The organism is Halorubrum sp. CBA1229 (assembly GCF_003721435.2).
GTDB lineage: Archaea > Halobacteriota > Halobacteria > Halobacteriales > Haloferacaceae > Halorubrum.
Window position 1 is genome coordinate 1,570,690 of sequence record NZ_CP054585.1, and the last position, 25,585, is coordinate 1,596,274.

Genomic DNA, 25,585 nt, shown 5'->3' on the forward strand with positions numbered 1-25,585 from the left:
CGTCCGTCGATCGCCTCACCGGGCACCCGCCCGCGTCGCAACGACTTTCACACCCTACCCGACACAACAGTACGCCAAATGGAGAAGGCCCTGTGGTACCTGTTCGTCGCGAGCCGCGGTGGCGCCAACAGGGTCCGGATCGTCCGGGAACTCCGCGCTCGCCCCCGGAACGCGAACGAGCTCGCGGAGGCACTGGACGTCGACTACAACACGATCACCCACCACCTAGAGATGCTAGAAGACCACGACGTCGTCGAGCCCAGCGACCACGACTACGGGAAGCTCTATTTCCTGACCGACCGCTTCGAGCGCCACGGCGACGCGTTCGAGGAGATCACGTCGGAGGTGGACGCCGAATGAACCCCGCGACGCCGACCGTCTTCGGCATCGTGATCACGGGAATCAACAGCGCGCTGCTGGCGGTGCTGGCCGCGGTCTGGCTCCGCAACTACCGCGAGTTCGGCTCGACGCTCCTCCTGGGGCTGTTGGGGTTCAGCGCCGTCCTGTTGGTCGAGAATCTGGTCTCCATCGCCTTCTTTTTCAGCAGCATGCGGACGCTGTACGCGATGGACCCGCTCGTCGGCCGGGTCGTGCTCGGAATGCGCGTGCTCGAACTGCTCGCGGTGTCGCTGCTGACCTACGCGACGCTGAAGTGACCGGGGCTCCGACCCCGTCTCGCCACCTCCCCGGCCGCCTCACGAGAGCTGCTCGCCGACCAGCCGGTCCGCCTCGGCGACGAACGCGTCGCGCTCGTCGATCGGGATCGTCGCGCCCGCGGCGACGTCGTGGCCCCCGCCGTCGCCGCCGACCGACTGACTCGCCTCTCGCATCACCGCGGAGAGGTCGAGCCCCCGGCGCACGAGCGCGTGCGAGCCCCGCGAGGACACCTTCAGCTCCTCGGCGCTCTCCTCCGCGAACGCGATCACGGGCTTCGAGCGGTCGACCGCCGGCGAGCCGATCGCCATCCCGGCGACGATCCCGACGATCGTCTCGCGGATCCGCGAGCCGGCGTCGAACCACTGGAGGTGTTCCTCGTCGGTGACGCCCTCCGTCTTCACCCACTGGAGCCCCTCCGAGAGGTTCCGGCGGTGCGTCCGGAGGAGCCGGCGCGCCTCGGCGAGCGCGTCGCCGCGGTCGCCGAGACACACCGCGAGGCCGACGTCGGCGCGCTCGTACCGGGCGGTGGCGTTGAGCAGGGTGGAGAACTCGCTGACGTCCCGTAGCTCCGTGCCGGGCTCCTCGTCGACGAGCGTGTAGGAGGTGCCGACGAGCGCCTCGATCCGGTCCGCGGGGACGCCGGAGGCGACGGCGCGGCGCATCAGCGCGGACGCGAGGGTCTGCCGCTCCTCGCCGTCGAGATCGACCCAGCGGCGCCACTCCCCGTCGCGTTTCACGTCGACGTCGAGGTCGGTCAGGAAGGAGATCGCCCCCGCCTCGTCGTTCGAGACGCCCGGGATCTTCACGTCTGAGGCGTACTCCAGCAGCTTCGGCAGCGGGCGGGTCTGTCTGCCGTACAGGTCCAGGTCGGTGCGCGTCTCGATGACGCCGGCGTCGACGCCGTCGGCGACGATCGCCTCGTTGGCGCCGACGAGTCCGCCGTCGGAGTCCTGCATGTCGCCGACCGCGCCGACCACCGCGAGCGCGGCGAGGTCGCGGTTGTCGCCGTCCGGCCCCTCCAGCGCCCGGGCGAGCACGTAGCTTGCGCCCGCGCCCGACAGCTCGCTCGCGCCGTCGATCCCCTCGAGGAGGGGGTTGAGGTGGAACTCCGTGTCGCGGTCGGCCGGCTGGTGGTGATCGGCGATCACGGGGACGAACGCGCCGCGGGCCTCGTGGTCGGCGATAACGTCGAGCTGGCCGGAGCCGAAGTCGGTGAACAGCACCACGTCGAACTCGCGGGCGGCGATCCCCGCGATCGACTCGGCGTCCAGCTGCTTCTCGAAGACGACCTCGTGGTCGATCCCGGCGCGCGCGAGCGCCGTCGAGGCGATCGCGCCGCTCGTCAGCCCGTCGGCGTCGATGTGGGACGCGAGCAGCACCCGATCGGCGGCGCGGAGGCGGTCGGCGCAGGCGCTCGCGCGTCCGGCGAGGTCCGGCACGGGTGAGTCGGCGACTGCCATTACCGCTCGTTGGCTCGCGATCGGGGATAAACTCACGCTTCGGCGGCGGGCGGTCGTCCTCGAACGGGTCGGCACCGCCCGTTTCGCCGGAGACCGAGGCATCACTTGCCGTAACTGACGGTTATAGATGTATGTAGATATATGCACTACACACATGACACGTGGGTTCAACACCCGGAGTCTCCACGCCGGCGCCGAGGCCGACCCGGCGACCGGGTCGCGCGCGACCCCGATCCACCAGACGACCTCGTTCGTCTTCGACGACGCGGACACGGCGGCGGAGCTGTACGCGCTCCGGGCGGAGGGCCACATCTACTCCCGGCTCTCCAACCCGACCGTGGGGGCCCTCGAGGACCGGATCGCCGACCTCGCCGGCGGCACGGACGCGGTCGCGACCGGCGCGGGAATGGCCGCCTTCGACGCGATAACGACCGTGCTCGCGAGCGCGGGCGACAACGTCGTCGCCAGCTCCGAGATGTACGGCGGCACGGCCGCGTACCTCACCAGCACCGCGAACCGCCGCGGGATCGAGGCCCGGCTCGTCGACACGCTCGATTACGAGGCGTACGCGGACGTGATCGACGAGGACACCGCGTTCGTCCACGTCGAGACGATCGCGAACCCCTCGCTCGTCACCCCCGACTTCGAGCGGATCGCCGAGATCGCCCACGAGCACGCGGTGCCGCTCGTCGTCGACAACACGTTCGCGACCCCCTATCTCTGTCGGCCGTTCGAGCACGGCGCCGACATCACCTGGGAGTCGACGACCAAGTGGATCACGGGCAACGGGACGACGGTCGGCGGGGTCATCGTCGACGGCGGGCAGTTCCCGTGGGACCACCCGGACGCCGACTACGACGAGCTCGACGGGCAGTCGCCGGCGTTCCCGATCGACTTCGTCGAGGAGTTCGGCGACGCCGCCTTCGCGAACGTCGCCCGCCAGCGCGGCGTGCGCCCCACCGGCGGCCAGCAGTCCCCCTTCGACGCGTGGCAGACGATCCAGGGGCTCAACACGCTCCCGCTCCGGATGGACCGCCACTGCGAGAACGCGCGGACCGTCGCCGAGTTCCTCCGCGACGACGACCGGGTCGGCTGGGTGAAGTACCCCGGCTTCGAGGACCACCCGAGCCACGACAACGCCGCCGAGTACCTCGACGGCTTCGGCGGCATGGTGACGTTCGGCGTCGACGGCGGCTACGAGGCCGCCAAGACGCTGTGCGAGTCGGTCGAGCTGACGAGTTTCCTCGCGAACGTCGGCGACGCGAAGACGCTCGTCATCCACCCCGCCTCCACCACGCACGCGCAGATGGACGAGACCCAACAGCGGCTCGCGGGCGTCTTCCCCGACATGCTCCGGCTCTCCGTCGGCATCGAGGACCCCGAGGACGTGATCGCCGACCTCGACCGCGGGCTGGCGGCCGGCGACCGCGCGGCCGAGGAGGAGGACAAATGAGCGCCACGCCGTCCGACGAGGGCGTCGCCTCGCTCGGCGAGTTCGTCTTCGAGTGCGGCCAGTCGGTCCCCGACCTCGAGGTCGCCTACGAGACGCACGGCGAGTTCGACGGCGACAACGTCGTGTTGGTCTGTCACGCGCTCACGGGGAGCCAGAACGTCGCGCGCTCGCCGTCGCCGGACCGGGACGCCGGGCAGGCCGGGCAGGCCCGCGCGTGGTGGGACGACATCGTCGGCCCGGGGAAGGCGATCGACACGACGGAGTACTTCGTCGTCTGCGCGAACGTCCCCGGCTCCTGTTACGGCACGACCGGCCCGACGAGCGAGCGCCCCGCCGACCTCGACCTCCCCGACGAGCCCGACCACGACCGGTGGGGCACCGCCTTCCCGCCCGTGCAGGTCGAGGACTGGGCGCGCGCCCAGCGGCGCCTGCTCGATCACCTCGGCGTGGGGCGGCTGCGCGCCGTCGTCGGCGGCAGCGTCGGCGGTATGAACGTCTTGGAGTGGGCCAAGCGCTACCCGGACGACGTCGACCGGATCGTCCCCATCGCGACCGCCGGGCGGCTCGACGCCCAGTGTCTCGCGCTCGATGCGGTCGCCCGCCGCGCGATCCGCGCGGACCAGCACTGGAACGGGGGCGACTACTACGGCGAGGACCGCCCCTCGCCCGACGAGGGGCTCGCGCTGGCCCGGCAGATCGGCCACATCATGTACCTCTCGAAGGCCTCCATGGAGCGCAAGTTCGGCCGGCGCTCCGCGGGCCGCGACTCGCTGACCCGCGAGGAGGGCGACCTCGGGCTGCCGCCGGAGCCGACGGCGGCGTTCTTCCCGTACCGGGAGGTGGAGTCGTACCTCGACTACCAGGCCGAGGGGTTCAGCGAGCGCTTCGACGCCAACAGCTACCTCTACCTCACGCGCGCCATGGACGAGTACGACCTCGCCGCCGGCCACGGCACCGACGCCGACGCCCTCGCCGCCTTCGAGGGTGAGGCGCTCCTGATGAGCTTCACCGCCGACTGGCACTTCACCGTCGAGCAGTCGGCGTCGCTCGCGACCGCCTTCCGCGACCGCGACGTCCCCGTCGCCCACCACGTGATCGACTCCGACCACGGCCACGACGCGTTCCTCGTCGAGCCCGAACACGTCGGCCCGCCGCTCCGCGACTTCCTCGCGGACGGGGTCGAGGGCCGAGCGGTCTCCGACGACGGCGGCGAGGGCGAGGAGTCTGCGCGCCCCGAGTCGGACCACGCGCCGGTGCACGCGAGCCTGTTTCAGGGGTAGCGGACTCTTTTAAATACCATCGTGCGGTCGGCGCGTGCCGCCGAGCGCCCGCAGGGCGCGAGGTGCACGCGCGAGGGACGCGGTGAGCGCTCGAAGAGCGCGAACCGCGAGGCTGGGGAGGCGTGAGGCGCGGTCGCTGTGCGGGGCGGGACTCAAAGGGGCAGCCGCGAGGACGAAGCACACCGACGTAAGGACCGCAGGGAGCGAACGAAGTGAGCGACTGAGGACCGCAGCGAGGTGCGCGAGTCCTCGCGGCTGGGGCTTTGGCGGTGTTCTCCGTCGATCTATCAGCAACTGTTTATAGGCGAACGACCGGGTTTTTGGCGGTGTTCGCCGTCGATCCGTCAGCAACTGTTTATAAAAGAGCGACCCAGTCCCGAGGCGCGTCTGTCACCCCACCGGCCAACCACACGATCAATCATGCAAATGTTCATAGTTCTCGATTCCGTGGTGTGTAAGGTATGCCCGGTGGACACTCCCAGACGCTTCGACCGTTCCTGTGGCGCGCGGAACGACTGTACCCCGACACAGAGATCGTTTCCCGGACCCACGAGGGTCGCACGCGACACACGTACGCCGAGTACGCCGACCGAACCGCCCAGCTGGCGAACGCGCTCGACGAGTACGGGATCGAGCGCGGCGACAGGGTAGCGACGTTCTGCTGGAACAACACGCGCCACTTCGAGACGTACTTCGGCGTCCCGAACGCCGGCGCGCAGCTCCACACGATAAACCCCCTGCTGCCCGACGAGCACATCCGGTACATCGTCGACGACGCCGAAGACGAGATCGTGTTCGTCGACCCGTCGCTCGCGGGGAAGCTCGCCGGCGCGGCCGAGGGCGCCGAGGAGTTCGCCGACGTCGACTTCGTCGTAATGGGTTCCGAGGGGACCGACGCGCTCGACGGGACCCCCTACGAGGAGTTCATCGCCGACCAGCCGACCGACTACGACTGGCCCGAACTCGACAGCGACCAGCCCGCCGGCCTCTGTTACACCTCCGGCACGACGGGGAAACCGAAGGGCGTCGAGTACACTCAGTCGATGCTGTGGAGCCACACGATGGCCTCCCAGACGCCGCAGGGGATCCCGATGGAGGACTCCGACGTGGTCATGCCCGTCGTCCCCATGTTCCACGTCAACGCGTGGGGGATGCCGTTCACCGCGACCGCGGCGGGCGCGAAGCACGTCTACCCCGGGCCGTCGCCGGACCCGGCCGACCTCGCGGCGCTGATCGAGGAGGAGGGCGTGACGATCTCGGCGGGCGTGCCGACGGTGTGGCTCGGCCTCCGCGAGTACATCGCGGAGGGGAACGAGGTCGACCTCTCGACGCTCGACACCGTGATCGTCGGCGGCGCGGCCGCCCCGCAGTCGCTGATCGAGTGGTACGACGACCGGGGCGTCGAGGTGCTCCACGCGTGGGGGATGACCGAGCTGTCGCCGATCGGCACCGTTTCGCATCTCACCGACGACCTCCGCGACGCCGACTACGAGACGCAGGTCGACAAGCGGTCGAAACAGGGGCTCGTCGTCCCCGGGCTGGAGTTCGAGGTGATAGACGAGAACGGCGAGGAGATCCCGTGGGACGGCGAGGCGTTCGGCGAGCTCCGGATCCGCGGTCCGTGGGTCACCAAGGAGTACTTCAAGCGGCCGGAGGCGAACGAGGCGGAGTTCGTCGACGGCTGGCTGAAGACCGGCGACGTGGTCACCGTCGACGAGGACGGCTACCTCCAGCTCGTCGACCGGACGAAAGACGTGATCAAGTCGGGCGGCGAGTGGATCTCCAGCGTCGAGTTGGAGAACGCGATCATGGCGTACGACGGCGTGAGCGAGGCGACCGTCATCGGCGTCCCGCACGAGCGCTGGCAAGAGCGCCCGGTCGCGTTCGTTGTCGCGGCTGACGGCGTCGATCGCGAGGCCTTGGTCGACGAGATCGAGGACGGACTCCGCGAGGAGTACCCGAAGTGGTGGGTGCCGGACGCGGTGGAGTTCATCGACGAGGTGCCGAAGACCGCCACCGGGAAGTTCTCGAAGAAGGACCTCCGCGAGCGGTACGCCGATCAGTCGCTCGTCGACGGCTCGGTGCCGGAAGAGGACGCGCCCGAGCAGGAGTAGGGCCGGACTGGGTGCGTCCGCCGAATTTCACTCGCCGTCGCAGTTGCCGAACTTCACTCGCCGTCGCGGTCGCCGACGACCCACTTGTGTGAGTAGCTCTCGCCGCACGTGCAGTGGGCGTAGGCGTGGACCACGTCGCCCTCGGCGTAGAGCCCGCCGACCTCCTCGTTTTGCGCCTCCGCGAACGCGAAGACGAACCGGACGTCGTGGTCGTCGTCGGGCGCCTCCTCGGCGAACGGGCACGCCCCGCCGTCGAGCGCTCGGGCGATCGTCCCCTCGGCGCCCATCGCCGTCTTCGCGAACTCCATCGCGCCCATCCCGGTGCCGGCCTCGAACGCGGACCGACCGGTCTCGCCGTCGAGGATCAGCCGCACGCCGTCGTCCGTCTCGGCGCCGACGTTGCGGAGCCGGGAGTCGTCGTCGAGGTACGCGTCGCTCAGGTAGAAGACGACGTCGTCGAGCCGCTCGCCGGCGAGGAACTCGTCGAGTTTGCTCATGCCGGTCGGACGCGCGTGAACGGTAAAAGCCGTGCGAGTCGCGGTCGAGGGGGTGTCGACGCCACGCGCGGAGCGGGCCCCACCCGCTGTCGGATCGATGTTAAATCATGTAGAATTGGGGTAACTGTTAAGACGCCCCACTGAGATCCGTCTTCTGATGAGCGCGCAAACACCATCCGGAGACCGGCTCGCCGAGTGGGCGGAGCTGGTCGACGAGGACGTCCCGGAGGAGCTTCGAGAGGAGCGCTCCGTCGAGCGATAACTTTCACCCCGCTTCGCGAAGGCTTTAGGCCGACGGCGGCGAAACACCGCCGATGGCGACCGAGGCCGCCGGCATCGACAGACCCCTGCTCGTCGACGACTTCCTCCAGCGGCGCCGCTACCAGCTCCAGCTCGCGGCGTCGGCGGCCGACGACCACACCCTCGTCTGCCTCCCGACCGGCCTCGGCAAGACGACCGTCAGCCTGCTCGTCACCGCCGAGCGCCTCCACGAGGCCGGCGGGAAGGCCCTCTTTTTAGCCCCCACCAAACCCCTCGTCCAGCAGCACGCCGACTTCTACCGCGAGGCGCTGCAGATTCCGGACGACGAGATCGTCGTCTTCACCGGCGACGTGAAGCCGGACGACCGCGCCGCCCTCTGGGACGACGCCCGGATCGTGATCGCGACCCCGCAGGTCGTCGAGAACGACCTCGTCGGCAACCGGATCTCGCTGCGCGACGTGACCCATCTCACCTTCGACGAGTGCCACCGCGCGACCGGCGACTACGCGTACGTCTACATCGCGGAGCGCTACCACGCCGACGCGGCCGACCCGCTCGTCACCGGGATGTCGGCCTCGCCGGGCGGCGACACCGAGGAGATCCAGACCGTCTGCGAGAACCTCGGGCTCGCGAACGTCGAGGTGATGACGGAGGAGGACGCCGACGTCGACGAGTACACCCACGACACCGACGTGCAGTGGGAGCAGGTCACCCTCCCCGACGAGGTCCTCGAGATCCGGGACGCCCTCAACGAGGTGATCACCGACCGGTTAGAGAAGCTGAAGCAGTTGGGGGTGACGAACACGACGAACCCGGACCTCTCGCAGAAGGACCTCAACAAGATGCGCGGGCAGCTGAAACAGATGATGGACAACGACCAGTCGGACGGGTACAAGGGGATGAGCACCCACGCCGAGGTGATGAAGCTCCGGCGCGCGACCGAGCTGGTCGAGACGCAGTCGGTCGAGTCCGTCCGGCGCTACTTCGAGCGCCAGCGCGAGGCCGCCCGCTCCTCCGGCGCCTCGAAGGCGAGCCAGCGGATGGTCGCCGACCCCAAGGTGCGCGAGGCGATGCGGAAGGCCGAGGCGTTCGACGGGCTCCACCCGAAGTTCTCGAAGGCCCGCATTCTCTTGGCCGAGACCCTCGGCATCAACGAGGGCGAGCGCGCGATCCTGTTCACCGAGTCCCGTGACACCGCCGAGGCGCTCGTGGAGTTCCTCTCCGCGAGCTTCGACGTCCGGAAGTTCGTCGGGCAGGGCGACAAGGAGGGCTCCGACGGGATGAGTCAGAAACAGCAGCAGGAGACGCTCGACGAGTTCAAGGCCGGCGAGTTCGAGGTGCTGGTCTCCACGTCGGTCGCCGAGGAGGGGCTGGACGTCCCCGAGGTCGACCTGGTCTGCTTCTACGAGCCCGTCCCCACCGCGATCCGCTCGATCCAGCGCAAGGGCCGGACCGGCCGGCAGGCCGAGGGGAAAGTCGTCGTCCTGATGGCCGAGGACACCCGCGACGAGGCGTTCTTCTGGATCTCCCGCCGTCGCGAGAAGAAGATGGCCAGTCAGCTCGCCGAGCTGAAGGAGGCCACCGACGACATCGAGGAGACCGTCGGCGACGACGGGCAGGCCGGCCTCGACGCGTTCGCCGGGGGATCCGCCGAGCGCGACGCCGAGCCGGAGCCCGACGGGAACGCCGGCGACGACGTCGACGGCGGTGACGGTAGCGACGACGACGCCGGACTGACCGACTTCGCGGCCGAGACGCGGGGTGGAGACGAGGCGGACGACGAGGGCGACGCGGGAGCCGAGGGCGACGCAGACGGCGTCGTCGCCACCGCCGGCGTCGACGACGGCGTCGAGGTCGTCGTCGACCAGCGCGAGCTCGACTCCTCCATCGCGAAGGACCTCTCGACGCGCGACGGGCTCGTCACCCGGCTGGAGACGCTCGCGGTCGGCGACTACGTGCTCTCCGACCGCGTCGCCGTCGAGCGCAAGTCGGCGGCCGACTTCGTCGACTCGATGCTCGACGCCGACCGGTCGATGTTCGAACAGGTCGGCGAGCTCTCGCGGGCGTACGCCCGCCCGGTGATGGTCGTGGAGGGGACGAACCTCTACGGGCAGCGCGATATCGACCCGAACGCGATCCGGGGCGCGCTCGCATCGCTCGCGGTCGACTTCGACGTGAGCGTGCTCCGCACCGAGGGCGAGTCGGACACCACGGAGCTGCTCGCGACCATCGCCAAGCGGGAGCAGGAGACCCGCGACCGCGAGGTGAGCGTCCACGGCGAGAAGACGACGAAGACCCGCGCGGAACAGCAGGAGTACGTCGTCTCCTCCATCGCCGACATCGGCCCGGTCACGGCCCGGACCCTGCTGGAGCACTTCGGCACCGTCGAGGCCGTGATGACCGCGCCCGAGGACGACCTGCTGGAGGTCGAGGGCGTGGGGCCGGTGACCGCCGAGCGCATTCGCGAGGTCGTTGGCAGCGAGTACGAGTGATCGACCGGCGAAACGGTATTGGAATGGAGTCGTAACGAGTTCGCATGGTGAAGCGTATCCGCGTCGAGGAGGACACACACGCCGCGCTCGCGTCGCTGAAGGGCGACGACGAGTCCTTCGACGACCTGCTGACGCGGTTGCTCCGCGAACACCGCGGCGGTCCGCAGTCTGGGGCCGGTCTCTGGGAAGGGAGCGACGCACCCGAACACGCACGCGAGACGCGTCGAGAACTGAAAAGCGGAATCGACACGCGAGACCCGGAGTCCTGACCCTGGGCTCAGTCGAACCCGCTCACCAGCGTCACGAACCACTGACCGAGGTCGTACTCCGCCCGCACCTCCACGCGCGTCACCCACTTCACCCACTGGAACCCCCGCCGGTCGGGGGCGACGAGCCTGGCCGGCGCGCCGTGGCCGTGCGAGAGGCGCACACCGCCGACCCGCGTCGCGAGCAGCGCGTCTTCGGCCTCGTCAAGCGGGAGACTCCAGCGGTACCCCGTGACCGACGTGAACCGGACGTAGGCCGGCTCGCGGTCGGTCGCCTCCTCGTCGCCGGAGGCCGTCTCCGGCCCCCCGGCCGCGTCGAGCAGGTCGCCGACGCGGATCCCGCCCCACTCTTGCACCGTGTACCACCCGCTCGTGCAGTCGAGCAGGGCTTCCGTCTCGTGGCCGGCACCGAGCTCGTCGGTGGTCAGCTCGACCGGAGCGCTCACGAGCCCCTCGACCCGCAGTCGGTACCCCTCCCGGTCGATCGGGTCGGGGTTGTCGGCGACCCACGATGTGACCGGGAACGCGCCGTTCCCGTCGCCCTCGCGGGGCTGGGACCCGGTGAACCGCCGGTCCGCGCCCGCCGTGTCGAGCAGGTCGTTGACGCCCTGTTGGAGCCGGTAGGTCGCGGCGCCGGCGACCAGCAGGACGGTGTATCGAACGGCGGTGCGCCGGCGCTCGAAGTCGACCCGCCGCGGGAGCCTGAACCGGGTCGCGGCGTGCGCCGCCACGAGCGGGAGCAGGACCAGTCCGAACCCGACGTGGACGGAGAGCAGCGTCCAGTAGGAGAGCCGCACGTCGAGTCCGAACACCCAGACGACCCCGGTCGAGAGCGCGCCGAGGGCGGCGACGAGCGTCAGGACCGACAGCGCGGTCGACCGCTGCCAGAGCGTCGGGTCGGTGAGGCGGCGCCGGACGCGCGCGAGCTTCCACGCGAGCAGCGCGACGATCCCGAGCCCGAGCGCGCGGTGGAGCCAGAAGACGGGCCACCCCTCCGGGACGCCCACCGTGAAGGAGACGAGCCCCGTCAGGACCTCCGCGGCCACGAACACGAACAGCGACCAGTCGACCGCGCGCGGCGGCGGCTCTAGGCGGTCGAGCGCGTCGCGGAGCGTTCCGCCGATTCCGGACCCCGGTCCCATCTCGACCGCGCTACGTGCTAACGAGACAAAAGGCTACAGCCCGCACGCTTCGCTCACAGCTCGTACACTTCGCCGTCGACCGCGAGCGGCTCCGCGAACGCCTCGTCGGGCGGGTAGTAGTGCGCGACGTGGACGAGCCGCGTCCGGTCGGCGTCCAGCTCGTCGGCGAGCGCGAGCGCTCCCTCTCGGGTCATGTGCTTCGTGCCGAACGTGCGGGGGACGCCGTCGGGCCCCTCGTGGCCCCCGCCGATCGGGTGGTGATCGCAGAGGGAGGCGGGGACGATGGCGTCGGCCAGCAGGAGGTCGGCGCCGGCGAGCGCCTCGCGGGAGCGCTCGGGCACGTCGTAGCTCGTGTCGCCCGTCAGCGAGAGCGTCGCGCCCGTCTCCGGGTCCTCGATCACGACCCCGTAACAAAGGAGCGGCGGGTGGTCGACGGGAACGAAGCGGACCTCGAGCCCGCACGTCTCGAAGGGCTCGAACGGCTCGCGGGCGTGGACGCCGATCCGGTCCTCGAGGTAGTCGTACTTCGCGCGGATCGTCTCGGCGACGCTCTCGTCGGTGGCGGGGTCGGTCTCGTTCGGCGCGTGGACCGGGAGCCCGTCGACCAGCCGGTAGACGTTGCCGAGGCCGTCGAGGTGATCGAAGTGGATGTGCGTCACGATGCCGGCGTCGGGGAGGGGAACGTCGGCGTCGAGGAACTGCTGTCTGAAGTCCGGACTGAAGTCGACGAGCAGCGACTCGCCGGTGCGCTCGTTGGCGACGTGGACCGAGAACCGCGAGCGCGACACCCCCCGCTCGCGCGCCGCGACGCAGGTGTCGCAGTCGCAGCCGGCGGTCGGCGTCCCGGTCGTGTCGCCGGTGCCGAGGAGGGTGACCCGCATCTCGGATCCGTCTCGGCGACCCACCGACTTAGCGTCCGCGGTCGATCGGGCCGAGCGGCGGCCGCCGCGCGCGCCGCCGGCCCGGCCGCTCCGCCCCCGATTTATAAGCGCTTCAGGACCGACCCATCGGTATGCACGACGCCAGCGACCTCGTCCTCGCGCGGCTCCCGTCGGGCGTCCCGATCCGCACGACCGTCCACGTCTACGGCGAGGGACGGCTCGTCGAGGGCCCGGACGGCCCCGAACTCGACGCGCCGGCCGACGGCGGGCCGGTGGTCTACGCGCAGGCCGCCCAGCACGGTCGGGAGGTGAACGGGACCGCGGTCCTCCGGCGGCTCCACGAGCGGCTGACGGACGCGGACCCGACGCGAGCGGACGCGAGCGACCTCGCCGGCACCCTCGTGACGGTCCCGGTCGCCGACCCGCTCACGTTCGACCGCGTCTCGTACACCACGCCGGAGTCGCTCGACGCGACCCACTCGAACATGAACCGCTGCTGGCCCGGAGACGACGAAGGGACGCTCCACGAGCGGGCGGCGGCCCGCCTCTGGGCGTTCGCGGGCGCGGCAGACGCGGTGGTCGACCTCCACACCGGGTCGCCGGCGATGCTCACGCACACGGTGTACATGCGCGGGGACGAGGCCTGCCGCTCGCTCGCGGAGGCGTTCGGGACCGACCTCCTGCTCGCGGAGGCGGCGGGCGACGATGCGGACGCGGAGTGGAGCGAGCGGGGCTTCGCCGGCAAGCTCCGCGTCGCCGCCACCCGCGAGGGGATCCCCACGATCACGCCGGAGCTCGCGCACAGCCGCGAGGTCGTCCCCGAGGCGGTCGAGACCGGTTTCAAAGGGATGCTCGGCGTCCTCCGCCGCGAGGGGCTGCTCCCCGGCGAGCCCGAGCCGTGGGACGGGACGGTCGCGCGGAACCACCTCGGTCGGGTGAACGCCGCGGAGTCGGGCCTGTTCACCCCGGAGCGCGATCTCGCCGTCGGCGACGAGGCTGTCGAGGGGGAGCGGCTCGGCGTCGTCCACGACCCGACGACGTTCGAGCCGCTGCAGACCGCGACGGCCGACCGCGACGGGATCGTCTACTCGATCGCCCGCGAGGCGACCGTCACCGCGGGGTCGACGCTCGTCGGTGTCGCCGAGCGACTGGACGAGTGAGAAACGGACGGGCGCGGGGCGGGTCGCACGCGCCGACGCGGATCAGGGCTGCCGTACGCGGATCTGGCCGTTCGCGTCGACGGTGACGAACAGGCGGCTGCGCACCTCGCGGCCGTGGACCGCGTCGCCGGCGCGGTCGCCGATCGTCTTCATCAGGTCCGGCGCGGTCTGGTTCACCTTCACGCCCGCCTCGTCGCAGGCGTCGTACACGTGTTTCGGGGCGTCGTACAGGTCGGTGCCGGCATCGATCTCCACGCGGACGGGCGCGGCGAGCGCCTCCGCGAACGCGACCGTCTCGCGGGCCCGCTCGACGTTGTCGCGGGCGCTGGCCTCGACGCTGGAGACGTTCGCGCGCGACGTGCCGAGCCGGTCGGCGATGTCCGACTGGCGGAGCCCCCGCTCGCGGAGCGCGAGCACCTCCGCCTGCCGGTCGGTGAGGACGCTCTCGTCGGCGTCGAACCCGGCCCGTTCCAACAGTTCGTCGGCCTCGACGCCCTCGACGTCGTCGGCCGTGTCGGCGGCGTCGGACGGCCCGTCGTCTGCGACCATACTCGTCGCGAGGGGACGCTCGCTCAAAAAACGGCGGTTTCGGCGTCCCGCTCGACGCGGGGCGCGGCGTCGACCGCGTCCGGGCGGATGCGACGACGGCCGATCGGTGGCGTCCGGACTGTCCGTGGGGCGGGGCTCCCCCGGGACGCGCTCACTTGCCCCAGAAGTTCTCGCGGCTGCCGAGCCGTTCGCGGTCCGGGCGATCGCGGCGGCGGTCGCCCTCGTCGTCCTCGTCGGCCTCGGCGTCGGCGTCCGTCGCGTCGCCCTCGTCGCCGTTCTCCTCCTCCGGGTCCTCGGGAAGGCGCTCGACGACGTCCTGCGCGGTCGCGTGGCTCGACTTCACGCGGTGGATCCGGACCTCCGCGCGCGCCGGCGGGAGGAGCCCGTCGACAAGGACGATGAAGCCGTCGTCGGTGCGGCCCACGCCGGCGCCGCTCTCGTGGATGTCGTCGACCTCGACGACGACCTCCTCGCCGGGCTGGACCGGCTGCTGTTTCAGCTCGTAGATGGGCATGTCGTAGTGGTTACACCACTCCGCGCCGCCCTTGTTGCCGTAGTGTTGACACCCCATCCCCTCGATTCGCTCGTCGAAACTGGGGCAATCGTCGGCGAGTGGACAGTCCGCCATACCGTAGGGGAGACCGCGGGCCGTTGTAAACGTTTTCGACTGGGCGGGCGGAAAATCAGGCGTATCGGCGGCTCACCCGGCTGAACGGTGGCTGCTCCGGCGCCCCGCCTCGGCTCACGACCGAACCCGGCTCACAGGAACTCGCGGACCTCCGAGTACCACATGTCGTGGTGGTCGACGGCGCCGAGCGCGTCGGCGACGTCGACCGCGATCGCGTGCCAGCAGCGCTCGCTCGGGTCCTCGGCGTCGAGGTTGTACGTCGCGTCCGCGCAGGTGCACTCCCCCTCCTCGACGACGTACTCGTCGTCGTGGCCGACGACGACGGTGAAATCTCGGTAGCGCTTCACGCGCCCCTCGCCGACCGCCTCGATCGCGCGCTGCCCGCGGTCGCCGTGCTCGCCGACGATCCCGGCGGCGATCGGGCCGGTGAGCTCTCCGGCCTCCGCGATCGCCGCGCGCCAGTCGTCGACCGGCTCCATGGGCTCCCATTCTGGGGCGGTCGGTTAAACAGCGTCGGTGGACGCGGGGGTCGTCCCCGACGCGTGGTTTCAAGCCGCTCCCCCGCCTCCGTCCGCCATGGCTGAGACGTGTCCGCACTTGGCGTACCGCGAGGAGGGCGACGAGCGGTCGTTCGAGACGGCGCGCGCGTTCTGCACCGTGACGGAGTCGTTCGTCCAACCCATGCGCGCCGACGTCTGTAACGCCAGATACGAGCTCGACCCGGCGGCGGACTGCGAGTTCTACGTGGCGCCGGAGTCGGGGTCGGACTCGACGGCCGACGAGAGCGAGAGTCCCGACGCCGACCGATGACCTACGACGACTACCTCGACGGGAAGCCGACGGTCATCACCGCCGCGCTCACCGGCGGCGTCCACGGGAAGGAGGCGCATCCGGACCTCCCGGAGACCCCCGAGGAGATCGCGTCGGCCGCGGCCGCCTGCGAGGCGGCGGGCGCCAGCGTGCTCCACCTCCACGCGCGCCGCGAGAACGGGGAGCGCGCCTTCTCGGCCGAGCGCTTCCAGGAGGTCGCCGACGCGGTCCGCGCGGCCACCGACGACGCCGTCCTCCAGCACTCGACCGGGGGGACCGCCGCCCCGGACGCGCTCCGACACGAACCCCTGCGAACCGACCCCGCCCCGGAGATGGCGTCGCTCGACATGGGCCCGCTCAACCGCTACGACCGGCTCACCTCGGAGAACACCCGCGAGCTGGTCGCGTCGCTGCACGCGGAGATGAAAGAGCGGGAGATCAAGCCCGAGCTCGAGGTGTTCAACGACGGGCACCTCAACGAGTCGCTGTCGATCCTCGACGACCTCGAGGACCCGCCGTATCTCAACTTCCTGTTCGGCGGCGGGACCACGTCGCCGCCGCACCCCCGGAACCTGCTGAACCGGGTCGAGGCGCTCCCGGAGGGCGTCGAGTTCAACGTGATCGGGTTCGGCCCGCATCAGCTCCCGATGACGACCCAGTCGCTGCTGCTCGGCGGACACGTCCGGGTCGGCTTGGAGGACAACCGGTACTACGAGAAGGGCGAGCTGGCGACGAACGAGCAGCTCGTGGCGCGGGCGGCCCGTCTCTCGGAGGAGTTGGGGCGACCAGTGGCGACGCCCGCGGAGACGCGGGAGCTACTGGGACTGCGTGGGCGATAACGGGAGTCCGCGCCGCAGATCTCGGCGGTGACACGCTATTTAACTAATGCGGACGACGGCCAACATTAATGTGTACACAAACCCATACACAAACACACGATGGCAACGAAGAACATCGGTATCAAAGAGGACGTCTACGAGCGACTGAAAGCTCACAAACGCGGTGACGAGAGTTTCAGCGAGACGCTCGATCGCGTTCTCGGCGAACTCGACTCCGACTGGCGGACGAACGCCGGCTTCCTCACCGACGATGAAGCCGCGGACCTCGAAGCGGAGGTCGAGAACGGCCTCGAGGACGCCGACGAATCACTCGACGAACTCGGTGGCGAGGTCGACGAAGGGCTCTCGGGGAACTCGTGAGGCTCGTTGATTCCTCGTTTCTCGTCGACTACGCCAGAGGTGACGAGGCCGCGATTTCCTACTTGGCCGCGCACGATGACGAAGAGATCGGGGCGTCGACTATCGTCCTCTCCGAGCTCTACCGCGGATTGATGATCACCCGGGAGATGACGCGGGAGGAAGCGACGTCGAAATACGAGTGGGTGGAGCCGGTACCGTTCACGAACGAAACGGCCGCGGAAGCCGCTGCAATCTACGTCGAACTCCGGGCCGACGGAGCGATGATCAACAAGAGTGACATCTACATCGCAGGTACTGCGCGCTCTCTCGGCGTTCCGCTCGTCGTCGGCGACGACCACTTCGATGCCGTCGGAGAACTACAGGTCGAAACCTACCGAGGGTGAGTCTTTCCTCTCGAACTCAGCCGCTGATCTGCTTACAGGCGGCGCCAGCGAACTCGATTCGATTTAAAAATTACCGCGGCTCGGGGAGGCCGCCCTCCTACTCCAGCACGACCAGCACGTCGCCCATGTCGACGCTGTCGCCCTCGCCGACGTGGACGCTCGCGACGGTGCCGCCGCGCTCGGCGACCACGTCGTTCTCCATCTTCATCGCCTCGAGGACGCAGACCACGTCGCCCGCGGCCACCTCGTCGCCCTCATCGACGTCGACCGAGAGGATCGTCCCCTGCATCTCCGCCGCGATCGCCTCGCCGCCCTCGGCGACGTCGACGCCGTCGTCCCCGCCGTCGTCGTCTTTCGCCTGCGGCGGTCGCTCCTGGCGACCGCTCGACCCGCCGCTCACGGGCGTCGGGATCGCGGGCGCGCCGCGCTCCTCTAACTCCACGTCGAAGCGCTTCCCGTTCACCTCGACGGTGAACTCGCGCTCGGTCACCTCCTCGTCGCCGTCGTCGCTCGACGCCGACTCGGTCCCCCACTTCTCCTGGGCCTCGACGACCAGGTCCCGGTCGAGCTCCTCGTCGAGGTACTTCGTGGTGTGGGTGCCCGCGACGAACCGCTCGTCGTCGAGCATGAGCCGGTGGAACGGGACGACGGTGACGACGCCCTCCAGGTCGTACTCCGCGAGCGCGCGCTTCGACCGGGCGAGACACTCCTCGCGGTCCCCGCCCCACACGATCAGCTTCGCGATCATCGAGTCGTAGTCGGTGACCAGCTCGTCGCCCTGCCGGAGCGCGTCGTCGACGCGCACGCCGATCCCGCCCGGCGGGTCGTACGTGTCGAGCCGCCCCTCGTTGGCGGGCTGGAACTCCTTCGCCGCGTTCTCGGCGTTGATCCGGAACTCGATGGCGTGCCCCTCCAGCTCCACGTCGCCCTGCGAGACCGAGAGCCCCTCGCCGCTGGCGACCCGGAGCTGCTCTTTGACGATATCGATCCCCGTCAGCTCCTCGGTGACGGTGTGTTCGACCTGGATGCGCGTGTTGACCTCGAGGAAGTAGAACGGCGTGTCGGGGCCGAGCGGCTCCGACGGGTCGCGGTCGAGGTCCTCCTCGACGAGGAACTCGACGGTGCCGGCGTTGGTGTAGTCGGCGGCGGCGACGCCGCGGCGGGCGGCCTCACCGATCTTCTCGCGCAGTTCGTCGGAGAGCGCGGGGGAGGGGCCCTCCTCGATCACCTTCTGGTGGCGGCGCTGGAGCGAGCAGTCGCGCTCGCCGAGGTGGACGACGTCCGACTCGTCATCGGGTCCCTCGCCCTCCTCGCCCGCGTCCGCGACGATCTGCACCTCGACGTGGCGCGGGTTCTCGAGGTAGCGCTCGAGGTAGACGGAGTCGTTCGAGAAGTACGCCTCGCCCTCGCGCTTGGCCGACTCGAGCGCCTCTTCGGCCTCAGCGGCGCTCTCGACGACCTTCATCCCGCGGCCGCCGCCGCCGCCCTCGGCCTTGATCGCGACGGGGTAGCCGTGCTCGTCGCCGAACTCGGTGACTGCGTCGACCTCGGTGACGGGCTCGGTCGTCCCCGGGACGATGGGGACGTCGGCGTCGTCCATCACCCGGCGGGCGTGGGTCTTCTCGCCGAGCCGCTCCATCGCGTCGCTGGCGGGGCCGACCCAGGTGATCCCGTCGGCGGCCTCGACGCGGGCCGCGAAGTCGGCATTCTCGGCGAGGAAGCCGTAGCCCGGATGGATCGCGTCGGCGTCGGCCGCGCGCGCGGCCTCGACGACCGCCTCGCCGTCGAGGTACGAGTCGGCGGCGCGGGCCGGACCGACGTTGTACGCCTCGTCCGCGTACCGAACGTGGCCGCCGTGTTTGTCCGCGTCGCTGTACACGGCGACGGTGTCGACACCCAGCTCCGCACAGGCGCGCATCACCCGAACCGCGATCTCCCCGCGGTTCGCGACGAGAACCTTGTCGAACATTCCTGCACCTTCATTCCACCATAACCCACCTCATTCTATCGGTCCGCGACGACGACCGAGCGATCCGCGATCCCGCCGTCCGTCCTCGCGCCCGAGACGATTAAGGGGATCCCGGACGCCAGTTCCGCCCATGCTCTCGCCCGGAAACCCCTACGTGCTGCCGTCGACGCTGGTCGCCGCGGCCGCGTACCTCGCCGCGACGCTGCTGACGGACGCCTCGATCCTGATCCGGATCGGGCTCCTCGTCCTCCTCGCCGGCGTCGTTCCCATCGTCATCAACCGCCTCCTCGGCGGCTCGACCGCGGAGGCCGCGACAGAGGAGGGCGTCGAGGAGCCGCCCGAGGCGTGACCACAGATATATAAGCTGCCGAACGTATCTCCGAACGCACCCTGTGAAGGGTTCGCGTGGCGAGGCCCGCTCGGGCGCTCGCCGGGGGAATGCACGCGCTCGGGCGGTCTCCGTCCGGGGGCGGACGATTCTAAAAACCGGCGAGCGGCGGCGCCGTCGCGGGTATGACACCCTTCGGAAGCCGTCCCTCAGAAGCGGTCGGCGCGGCCGGCCGCGGTCCACGGGTCGGTCGGCGCGTTCTCCGGAACGCGGACCGACCGATTGGTGAGCCGGTCGACCCGCCCGGCGAACGACCACCGCTCGCCGTCCCAGCCCTCGTCCGCGTCCTCGGCCGCGGCGGCCGCCGCGGCCAGCTCCCCGTCGCGGAGGTGCGCCGCGACCGCGGCGGCGATGGCGGCGGCCTCCGCGTCGTCGGCGTCGTCGGGAATCGCCAGCCCGTCGAGGACGGCGGCGACCGTCGGGCCGCGCGGATCGCTCTCCGGGTCGGTCGATCCGGCGTCCGGGTCGGAGGTGTCGCCGTCCGGGTCGGGGGTGTCGGCCGCCATCAGATCGGGATGTTGCCGTGTTTCTTCTCGGGCTGGTCCGAGCGCTTCCCCTTCAGCATCTGGAGGTCGTCGATCAGCCGCGCGCGCGTCTCGGCGGGCTCGATCACGTCGTCGACGAAGCCCCGGTCGGCGGCGCTGTACGGGTTCGCGAACTCCTCGCGGTACTCGTCGATGAGCTCCTGCCTGCGTGCGTCGGGGTCGTCGGCCGCCGCCAGCTCCTCGCGGTAGAGGACGTTGACGGCGCCCTTCGGCCCCATCACCGCGATCTCCGCGGTCGGCCACGCGTAGTTGACGTCGCCGCCGATGTGCTTCGACGACATCACGCAGTAGGCGCCGCCGTACGCCTTCCGGGTGATCACGGTGAGCAGCGGGACCGTCGCCTCCGAGAAGGCGTACAGCAGCTTCGCGCCGTGGCGGATGATCCCGTTGTGCTCTTGGTCGGTGCCGGGCATGAACCCGGGCACGTCCTCGAAGGTGAGGATGGGGATGTTGAACGCGTCGCAGAAGCGGACGAAGCGCGCGCCCTTCTGGCTCGACTCGATGTCGAGGGTGCCGGCGTTCACGCGGGGGTTGTTGGCGACGATCCCGATTGAGTGGCCGTCGAGCCGCGCGAAGCCGACGACGACGTTCTTCGCGAAGTTCTCTTGGACCTCGAAGAAGGAGCCCTCGTCGACGACGCTGCCGATCACCTCCTTCATGTCGTACGGCTTCCGGGGCGCGTCAGGGACGATGTCGGCCAGCTCCTCGTCGGCGCGCTCGGGATCGTCCCACGGCTCGACGCGGGGCGGGTCTTCGACGTTGTTGGCGGGGAGATACGAGAGCAGCCGCGCGATGTCGTCTAAGGCGTCCTCCTCGCTCTCCTCGGCGAAGTGGGCGACGCCCGAGGTCGACGTGTGGGTGACGGCGCCGCCGAGCTCCTCGAAGCTCACCTCCTCGCCCGTCACCGTCTCGATGACGTCCGGGCCGGTGATGAACATGTGCGAGGTGTCTTTCACCATGAACGTGAAGTCCGTGATGGCGGGCGAGTACACCGCGCCGCCGGCGCACGGGCCCATGATCGCCGAGATCTGGGGGATCACGCCGGACGCCTCCGTGTTGCGCCGGAAGATCTCCGCGAAGCCGCCGAGCGAGGCGACCCCTTCCTGAATCCGGGCGCCGGCGGAGTCGTTGAGGCCGACGACGGGCGCGCCGACGTCCATCGCCTTGTCCATCACCTTGCACACCTTCTCGGCGAACACCTCGCCGAGCGAGCCGCCGAAGACGGTGAAGTCGTGCGCGAAGACGAACGTCTTCCGGCCGTTCACCTCGCCGTAGCCCGTGACGACGCCGTCGCCCGGGATCTGCTTTTCCTCCATCCCGAACTTGTGGGTCCGGTGGGTGCGGAACCGATCGAACTCGTGGAACGTCCCGTCGTCGAGGAAGTAGTCGATCCGCTCGCGCGCGGTCATCTTCCCCTTCTCGTGTTGGGACTCGATCCGGTCCTCACCGCCTCCCAGCGCCGCCCGATCGCGGCGCTCCCGGAGGTCCTCGATACGGTCGTCCATCGTCACGCCGGACCACCCTGAGTCATTACCTCGTGGGTCGGCGAGCGGCATCAAAAGGGTTCCCCTATCCGACGTTTCGGCGTTCGACGCGCGTCGAAATCGGGGACCGCGTGGGGCCACTCGGCTTCCGCGGGCGACCTCCCGCCGTCTCCTCGGGCGGCCCCCCGCGACCCGCCGCTGTCTCTCTTGACTCCCGTCGGCGACCCCCCGCCGTCTCCTCTCGACCGCCCGCACGAGCCCTGTCGCCGGTTCACACGGGGACGGGCGGTTCGACGCTTTTAAACCTCCGATGGACCACTCTCCGGTGAGACAGGCTTCGCCTGTTTCACTGACCCGTAGGAGCGACCTGCGTACTACGGAGGTGAAAATGGCAGACACAATACAAGAGGCCGTAACTCTCGCACTCGACGATGCGCCCGAGCGGAACTTCCGCGAGACCGTGGACATCGCGATCAACCTGCGAGACCTCGACCTCAACGATCCGTCGAACCGCATCGACGAGTCCGTCGTGCTGCCGGCTGGAACGGGGCAGGAGACACAGATCGTCGTCTTCGCGGAGGGCGAAACCGCCGTCCGCGCTCAGGAAGTCGCTGACGAAGTGCTTGACAGCGACGACCTCGAGGACCTCGGAGACGACGACGACCGCGCAAAGGATCTGGCCGGCGAAACCGACTTCTTCGTCGCAGAGGCCAGCCTGATGCAGGACATCGGTCGGTACCTCGGTACCGTCCTCGGTCCGCGCGGGAAGATGCCTACCCCACTACAGCCGGACGACGACGTCGTCGAGACCGTCAACCGGATGAAAAACACCGTGCAGCTCCGGTCCCGCGACCGGCGCACGTTCCACACCCGCGTCGGCGCCGAAGACATGGGCCCCGACGCGATCTCGGACAACATCGACGTCATCATCCGGCGGCTCGAAGCGAGCCTCGAGAAGGGGCCGCTCAACATCGACGGGATCTACGTGAAGACCACGATGGGTCCCGCCAAGGAGGTGCCCGTATGAGCTCGGTCCGCAAGACCGAGACGATCCCGCAGTGGAAGCGCGAGGAAGTCGACGAGCTCGTCGACTTCATCGACTCGTTCAACTCCGTCGGGGTCGTCGGCGTCGGCGGCATCCCGAGCCGACAGCTCCAGGCCATGCGCCGCGAGCTGCACGGCTCGGCCGACGTCCGCGTGAGCCGCAACACGCTCACCACTCGCGCCCTCGAAGAGGTCGACGACGGCGTCGAGGAGCTGACCCAGTACGTTTCGGGTCAGGTCGCGCTCATCGGCACGAACGACAACCCGTTCGGCCTCTTCAAGCAGCTGGAAGCCTCGAAGACCCCCGCCCCGATCAACGCGGGCGAGGTCGCCCCCAACGACATCGTCATCCCCGAGGGTGACACCGGCGTCGACCCGGGACCGTTCGTGGGCGAGCTCCAGACCATCGGCGCGGCCGCGCGCATCCAGGACGGCTCGATCATGGTCACCGAGGACTCCACGGTCCTCGAGGAGGGCGAGGTCGTCGACGAGGACCTCGCGAACGTCCTGGTCGAGCTCGGCATCGAGCCGAAGGAAGTCGGGCTCGACCTCAAGGGCGTCTACTCGGAGGGCGTCCTGTTCGAGCCGGACGAGCTCGCCATCGACGTCGACGAGTACGCGGCGGACATCCGGTCCGCCGCCGCCGCCGCGCGCAACCTCTCGATCAACGCCGAGTACCCGACGGCCGCCACGGTCGGCAGCCTTCTCGCGAAGGCGTCCGGCGAGGCGAAGTCCGTCGGGCTGTTCGCGGAGATCGAGAGCCCGGACGTCGTGCCCGACCTCATCGGGAAGGCCGACGCCCAGCTCCGCGCGCTCGCGGCCCAGATCGACGACGAGGAGGCGCTCCCCGAGGAGCTGCAGGGGGTCGAGGCGGCCCCTGCCCCGGCTCCGGAGACGGACGACGCCGACGAGGAGGAACAGGCGGAGGAAGACGACGAGACGGACGACGTCGAGACGACCGACGACGACGCCGACGAGGACGACGGCGACGACGGCGGCGAGGGTCTCGGCGCGATGTTCGGCTAACACTACGAGGACACACCAATGGAATACGTTTACGCTGCGCTCATCCTGAACGAGACTGGCGAAGAGATCAACGAAGAAAACGTCACCGGCGTGCTGGACGCCGCCGGCGTCGACGTCGAGGAATCCCGCGTCAAGGCGCTCGTCGCCGCGCTGGAGGACGTCGACATCGAGGACGCCATCGAGACGGCCGCCGCGGCGCCCGCCGCCGGCGCCGCGTCCGGCGGCTCCGCGGACGCTGCGGAGGCCGACGAGGCGGACGAGAGCGACGACGAGGCCGACGAGGCCGAGGAAGCGGCCGACGAGGCCGACGACGACGAGGACGAGGGCGACGGCGGCGAGGGCCTCGGCGAGCTGTTCGGCTAACGCCGGCCGCTCACCGCGACCCCGACCGTCGTTCCGACCGACCCGACATTTTATCGGAACTCGCTATCTCGAGTGATAACGCCGGGCGCGACTTTATGTACCGATCGCCGGAAGCCTCGGCCGTCAAATGAATATCGTCGACGGCGACAAGGTCGAGTGCGACCGCTGCGAGTCGGTGTTTCCCATCGGAGACGTCTCGCTGCTCGAGAAGGAGACGAACCGCGACTACGAGCGGGCGCTGTGCGAGGCGTGTCTCGGCGCCGTCGGCGTCCCGAGGGGGTACACGCTGCGGCGGGACATCAGCCATCTCGCCGGCTGACCGGGTGCCACCGCCGCGGGCGGACGAGTTCCGGCGCTCGCCGTCGTCGCTCCGCCGCCGTCGTCGACCTCGGCTCACTCCCGTCGCGGACGGACGAGCCGCGAGGCGGGGAAGGCGTACCGCTCGCAGTCCGCCACGCCGCGCCCCGGGCGGACCGCGTCGGCGTACACGGCCTCGACGACGGGCTCGTGGGCGCCGTACGCGGCGTTCGTGGCGTACTCGTCGACGGTCCGGTCCTCCTCGGTCCGGTAGGCGTCGGCCCGCTCGGTCGTGACCGCCACGACGACGACGCGCTCGTCGGTCTCGCGGTCGCGGACGACGTCGCCCGGCTCGAAGTCGTGGCGCGCACAGAGGTGCGCCCCCGGATCGTCGAGCGGGACGAACGTCTCCGCGCCGCAGACCGCGCAGGCGCCCACGCGCTCGTCCGGGGCCGGGACCGACCCCGCGGTCACCTCGATGGCGACGCGTCGGAGGTGCTTACACCGGGAGCCGCGGATCGCGTGGTCGGGACAGGTACAGGTGCCGGCGTCGAGCGCGACCACGTAGGTACCGCCGTCGGTCTCGACGACGTACCGCCGGTCGCGGAGGGGGCGCACCGTCATCTCCTCCGCGGTGGCGCGCGCCGACCGATCGTCGGTGTCGGCGTCCGGAGAGCGGTCGGCGTCCGGAGAGCGGTCGGCGTCGTCGACCGCGGGCGAGTCGCGTCGCTCCGAGGCTCGCTCCGCCGGCGGCGCGGCTCGGGCGACGTCCGGTTCGGGGGCTGCCGACGCGGGCGGGTTTCGGGGGTGCGTCATGGCTGACCGCGAGGGGGGCCCTCGCTTCGCGTCGAGATAGGTCCCGTGAACGGTTAAATTCGCCGCCGAAGGGAGTCAGACCCGAGATATTCGGAAGTCGCCGTCGGCGACGACCGGGTTCGATCACCGGCGGGACCGACCTCCGGCCGCCCTCATCGAAGTCCTTTTTAAGCGGCGACGGGAACTCGCGGGCATGGAAATCGACGCGGAGCTCCGTCGGCAGATCACGGTCTCGCTGCTGGCGGCCGCCGTCTTCGTCGCCGGGCTGGTCGGGATCGGGGTCACGTTCGGCGGGTCGTCCGGGCTCCCCGAGTCCGGCGCGATCGCGCTCATCGGACTGCTGACCGGATTCGTTCTGCTGATGGCGCTCGTCGGAGCGTATCTCATCCGCGCGAAGGACGACGAGTAGGCCGGCGGCGCT

General features: G+C 70.1%; 29 protein-coding genes. 18 read left to right on the top strand and 11 right to left on the bottom strand.

Annotated elements, in window-relative coordinates:
* The first annotated feature begins 78 nt into the window (after positions 1 to 78).
* Both Hrr1229_RS07815 and Hrr1229_RS07820 read left to right on the top strand, forming a co-directional pair.
* Complete coding sequence (locus Hrr1229_RS07815) at positions 79 to 360, top strand: winged helix-turn-helix domain-containing protein (RefSeq protein WP_123113417.1); 282 nt, start codon at positions 79 to 81, stop codon at positions 358 to 360.
* The gene (locus tag Hrr1229_RS07820) at positions 357 to 656 is read left to right on the top strand and encodes a hypothetical protein (protein WP_123113416.1); all 300 of its coding nucleotides are present in this window, start codon (positions 357 to 359) and stop codon (positions 654 to 656) included. Before Hrr1229_RS07815 ends, Hrr1229_RS07820 begins: the two co-directional genes overlap by 4 nt.
* Positions 657 to 695: 39 nt before the next feature.
* Here Hrr1229_RS07820 and Hrr1229_RS07825 read toward each other — a convergent pair whose 3' ends face one another.
* The gene (locus tag Hrr1229_RS07825; protein ID WP_123113415.1) at positions 696 to 2,117 is read right to left on the bottom strand and encodes a DHH family phosphoesterase; all 1,422 of its coding nucleotides are present in this window, start codon (positions 2,115 to 2,117) and stop codon (positions 696 to 698) included.
* Positions 2,118 to 2,271: 154 nt separating this feature from the next.
* Between Hrr1229_RS07825 and Hrr1229_RS07830 the strand changes: the two genes are divergently transcribed.
* From Hrr1229_RS07830 to Hrr1229_RS07840, 3 genes are all read left to right on the top strand, one after another.
* Positions 2,272 to 3,570, top strand: a complete 1,299-nt coding sequence (locus tag Hrr1229_RS07830) for an O-acetylhomoserine aminocarboxypropyltransferase/cysteine synthase family protein (RefSeq protein WP_123113414.1) — start codon at positions 2,272 to 2,274, stop codon at positions 3,568 to 3,570.
* Positions 3,567 to 4,850, top strand: coding sequence for a homoserine O-acetyltransferase (gene metX / locus Hrr1229_RS07835; protein WP_123113413.1), 1,284 nt, complete (start codon positions 3,567 to 3,569; stop codon positions 4,848 to 4,850). Before Hrr1229_RS07830 ends, metX begins: the two co-directional genes overlap by 4 nt.
* Positions 4,851 to 5,311: 461 nt before the next feature.
* A complete protein-coding gene (locus Hrr1229_RS07840) occupies positions 5,312 to 6,964 on the top strand; it encodes a long-chain fatty acid--CoA ligase (protein ID WP_123113411.1) in 1,653 nt (550 codons plus the stop codon).
* A gap of 53 nt (positions 6,965 to 7,017) precedes the next feature.
* On the opposite strand, the gene Hrr1229_RS07845 is transcribed toward Hrr1229_RS07840, so the two are convergent.
* Positions 7,018 to 7,461, bottom strand: a complete 444-nt coding sequence (locus tag Hrr1229_RS07845; RefSeq protein ID WP_123113410.1) for a DUF5807 family protein — start codon at positions 7,459 to 7,461, stop codon at positions 7,018 to 7,020.
* 314 nt (positions 7,462 to 7,775) lie between these two features.
* On the opposite strand from Hrr1229_RS07845, the gene Hrr1229_RS07850 reads away from it, so the two are divergent.
* Positions 7,776 to 10,214 carry a DEAD/DEAH box helicase gene (locus tag Hrr1229_RS07850; RefSeq protein WP_123113409.1) on the top strand — a complete coding sequence of 813 codons (2,439 nt, stop codon included), beginning with the start codon at positions 7,776 to 7,778 and terminating at the stop codon, positions 10,212 to 10,214.
* A gap of 44 nt (positions 10,215 to 10,258) precedes the next feature.
* Positions 10,259 to 10,483 carry an antitoxin VapB family protein gene (locus Hrr1229_RS07855; protein WP_123113408.1) on the top strand — a complete coding sequence of 75 codons (225 nt, stop codon included), beginning with the start codon at positions 10,259 to 10,261 and terminating at the stop codon, positions 10,481 to 10,483.
* An 8-nt stretch (positions 10,484 to 10,491) separates the two neighbouring features.
* Here the strand turns inward: Hrr1229_RS07855 and Hrr1229_RS07860 are convergent, their stop codons facing one another.
* Together Hrr1229_RS07860 and Hrr1229_RS07865 are read right to left on the bottom strand one after the other, a co-directional pair.
* Positions 10,492 to 11,622: a molybdopterin-dependent oxidoreductase gene (locus tag Hrr1229_RS07860; RefSeq protein ID WP_123113407.1), complete on the bottom strand. Its 1,131-nt coding sequence runs from the start codon at positions 11,620 to 11,622 to the stop codon at positions 10,492 to 10,494.
* A gap of 53 nt (positions 11,623 to 11,675) precedes the next feature.
* Complete coding sequence (locus tag Hrr1229_RS07865) at positions 11,676 to 12,503, bottom strand: MBL fold metallo-hydrolase (protein ID WP_123113406.1); 828 nt, start codon at positions 12,501 to 12,503, stop codon at positions 11,676 to 11,678.
* Between the two features lie 131 nt (positions 12,504 to 12,634).
* On the opposite strand from Hrr1229_RS07865, the gene Hrr1229_RS07870 reads away from it, so the two are divergent.
* Complete coding sequence (locus Hrr1229_RS07870) at positions 12,635 to 13,663, top strand: succinylglutamate desuccinylase/aspartoacylase family protein (protein ID WP_123113405.1); 1,029 nt, start codon at positions 12,635 to 12,637, stop codon at positions 13,661 to 13,663.
* 42 nt (positions 13,664 to 13,705) lie between these two features.
* Here Hrr1229_RS07870 and Hrr1229_RS07875 read toward each other — a convergent pair whose 3' ends face one another.
* The 3 genes from Hrr1229_RS07875 to Hrr1229_RS07885 all read right to left on the bottom strand — a co-directional run bounded on the left by Hrr1229_RS07875 (position 13,706) and on the right by Hrr1229_RS07885 (position 15,319).
* A complete protein-coding gene (locus Hrr1229_RS07875) occupies positions 13,706 to 14,212 on the bottom strand; it encodes a Tfx family DNA-binding protein (protein ID WP_123113404.1) in 507 nt (168 codons plus the stop codon).
* A gap of 151 nt (positions 14,213 to 14,363) precedes the next feature.
* The gene (locus tag Hrr1229_RS07880; RefSeq protein WP_123113403.1) at positions 14,364 to 14,840 is read right to left on the bottom strand and encodes a TRAM domain-containing protein; all 477 of its coding nucleotides are present in this window, start codon (positions 14,838 to 14,840) and stop codon (positions 14,364 to 14,366) included.
* A gap of 131 nt (positions 14,841 to 14,971) precedes the next feature.
* Entirely contained in the window at positions 14,972 to 15,319 is a 348-nt protein-coding gene (locus Hrr1229_RS07885) for a hypothetical protein (RefSeq protein ID WP_123113402.1), read from the bottom strand.
* Between the two features lie 97 nt (positions 15,320 to 15,416).
* On the opposite strand from Hrr1229_RS07885, the gene Hrr1229_RS07890 reads away from it, so the two are divergent.
* The 4 genes from Hrr1229_RS07890 (at position 15,417) to Hrr1229_RS07905 (ending at position 17,232) form a co-directional block, all read left to right on the top strand.
* Positions 15,417 to 15,650 carry a hypothetical protein gene (locus Hrr1229_RS07890; protein WP_123113401.1) on the top strand — a complete coding sequence of 78 codons (234 nt, stop codon included), beginning with the start codon at positions 15,417 to 15,419 and terminating at the stop codon, positions 15,648 to 15,650.
* The gene (locus Hrr1229_RS07895; RefSeq protein ID WP_123113400.1) at positions 15,647 to 16,489 is read left to right on the top strand and encodes a 3-keto-5-aminohexanoate cleavage protein; all 843 of its coding nucleotides are present in this window, start codon (positions 15,647 to 15,649) and stop codon (positions 16,487 to 16,489) included. The genes Hrr1229_RS07890 and Hrr1229_RS07895 overlap by 4 nt, the downstream gene beginning before the upstream one ends.
* Positions 16,490 to 16,588: 99 nt before the next feature.
* Entirely contained in the window at positions 16,589 to 16,849 is a 261-nt protein-coding gene (locus Hrr1229_RS07900; RefSeq protein WP_123113399.1) for an antitoxin VapB family protein, read from the top strand.
* A complete protein-coding gene (locus tag Hrr1229_RS07905) occupies positions 16,846 to 17,232 on the top strand; it encodes a PIN domain-containing protein (RefSeq protein WP_158606070.1) in 387 nt (128 codons plus the stop codon). The genes Hrr1229_RS07900 and Hrr1229_RS07905 overlap by 4 nt, the downstream gene beginning before the upstream one ends.
* Positions 17,233 to 17,329: 97 nt before the next feature.
* Here the strand turns inward: Hrr1229_RS07905 and Hrr1229_RS07910 are convergent, their stop codons facing one another.
* Positions 17,330 to 19,201, bottom strand: coding sequence for a biotin carboxylase N-terminal domain-containing protein (locus Hrr1229_RS07910; RefSeq protein WP_123113397.1), 1,872 nt, complete (start codon positions 19,199 to 19,201; stop codon positions 17,330 to 17,332).
* Between the two features lie 130 nt (positions 19,202 to 19,331).
* On the opposite strand from Hrr1229_RS07910, the gene Hrr1229_RS07915 reads away from it, so the two are divergent.
* Positions 19,332 to 19,550 carry a hypothetical protein gene (locus Hrr1229_RS07915; RefSeq protein WP_123113396.1) on the top strand — a complete coding sequence of 73 codons (219 nt, stop codon included), beginning with the start codon at positions 19,332 to 19,334 and terminating at the stop codon, positions 19,548 to 19,550.
* Positions 19,551 to 19,738: 188 nt separating this feature from the next.
* Here the strand turns inward: Hrr1229_RS07915 and Hrr1229_RS07920 are convergent, their stop codons facing one another.
* Both Hrr1229_RS07920 and Hrr1229_RS07925 read right to left on the bottom strand, forming a co-directional pair.
* Positions 19,739 to 20,095: a hypothetical protein gene (locus Hrr1229_RS07920; protein WP_123113395.1), complete on the bottom strand. Its 357-nt coding sequence runs from the start codon at positions 20,093 to 20,095 to the stop codon at positions 19,739 to 19,741.
* The gene (locus Hrr1229_RS07925; RefSeq protein WP_123113394.1) at positions 20,095 to 21,639 is read right to left on the bottom strand and encodes an acyl-CoA carboxylase subunit beta; all 1,545 of its coding nucleotides are present in this window, start codon (positions 21,637 to 21,639) and stop codon (positions 20,095 to 20,097) included. The genes Hrr1229_RS07920 and Hrr1229_RS07925 overlap by 1 nt, the downstream gene beginning before the upstream one ends.
* Before the next feature lie 367 nt (positions 21,640 to 22,006).
* Here Hrr1229_RS07925 and Hrr1229_RS07930 point away from each other — a divergent pair, with 367 nt between their 5' ends.
* The 4 genes from Hrr1229_RS07930 to Hrr1229_RS07945 all read left to right on the top strand — a co-directional run bounded on the left by Hrr1229_RS07930 (position 22,007) and on the right by Hrr1229_RS07945 (position 24,370).
* Positions 22,007 to 22,645, top strand: a complete 639-nt coding sequence (locus tag Hrr1229_RS07930; protein ID WP_123113393.1) for a 50S ribosomal protein L1 — start codon at positions 22,007 to 22,009, stop codon at positions 22,643 to 22,645.
* Positions 22,642 to 23,688 carry a 50S ribosomal protein L10 gene (locus Hrr1229_RS07935; RefSeq protein ID WP_123113392.1) on the top strand — a complete coding sequence of 349 codons (1,047 nt, stop codon included), beginning with the start codon at positions 22,642 to 22,644 and terminating at the stop codon, positions 23,686 to 23,688. The genes Hrr1229_RS07930 and Hrr1229_RS07935 overlap by 4 nt, the downstream gene beginning before the upstream one ends.
* An 18-nt stretch (positions 23,689 to 23,706) precedes the next feature.
* Positions 23,707 to 24,051: a 50S ribosomal protein P1 gene (gene rpl12p / locus Hrr1229_RS07940; RefSeq protein ID WP_123113391.1), complete on the top strand. Its 345-nt coding sequence runs from the start codon at positions 23,707 to 23,709 to the stop codon at positions 24,049 to 24,051.
* A 127-nt stretch (positions 24,052 to 24,178) separates the two neighbouring features.
* A complete protein-coding gene (locus Hrr1229_RS07945) occupies positions 24,179 to 24,370 on the top strand; it encodes a hypothetical protein (RefSeq protein WP_123113390.1) in 192 nt (63 codons plus the stop codon).
* Positions 24,371 to 24,444: 74 nt separating this feature from the next.
* On the opposite strand, the gene Hrr1229_RS07950 is transcribed toward Hrr1229_RS07945, so the two are convergent.
* The gene (locus tag Hrr1229_RS07950) at positions 24,445 to 25,164 is read right to left on the bottom strand and encodes an SWIM zinc finger family protein (protein WP_255212577.1); all 720 of its coding nucleotides are present in this window, start codon (positions 25,162 to 25,164) and stop codon (positions 24,445 to 24,447) included.
* A 193-nt stretch (positions 25,165 to 25,357) separates the two neighbouring features.
* Here Hrr1229_RS07950 and Hrr1229_RS07955 point away from each other — a divergent pair, with 193 nt between their 5' ends.
* Positions 25,358 to 25,573 (top strand): hypothetical protein, encoded by a 216-nt coding sequence (locus Hrr1229_RS07955; protein WP_123113389.1) that lies wholly within the window; start codon positions 25,358 to 25,360, stop codon positions 25,571 to 25,573.
* The last annotated feature ends 12 nt before the right edge of the window (positions 25,574 to 25,585 follow it).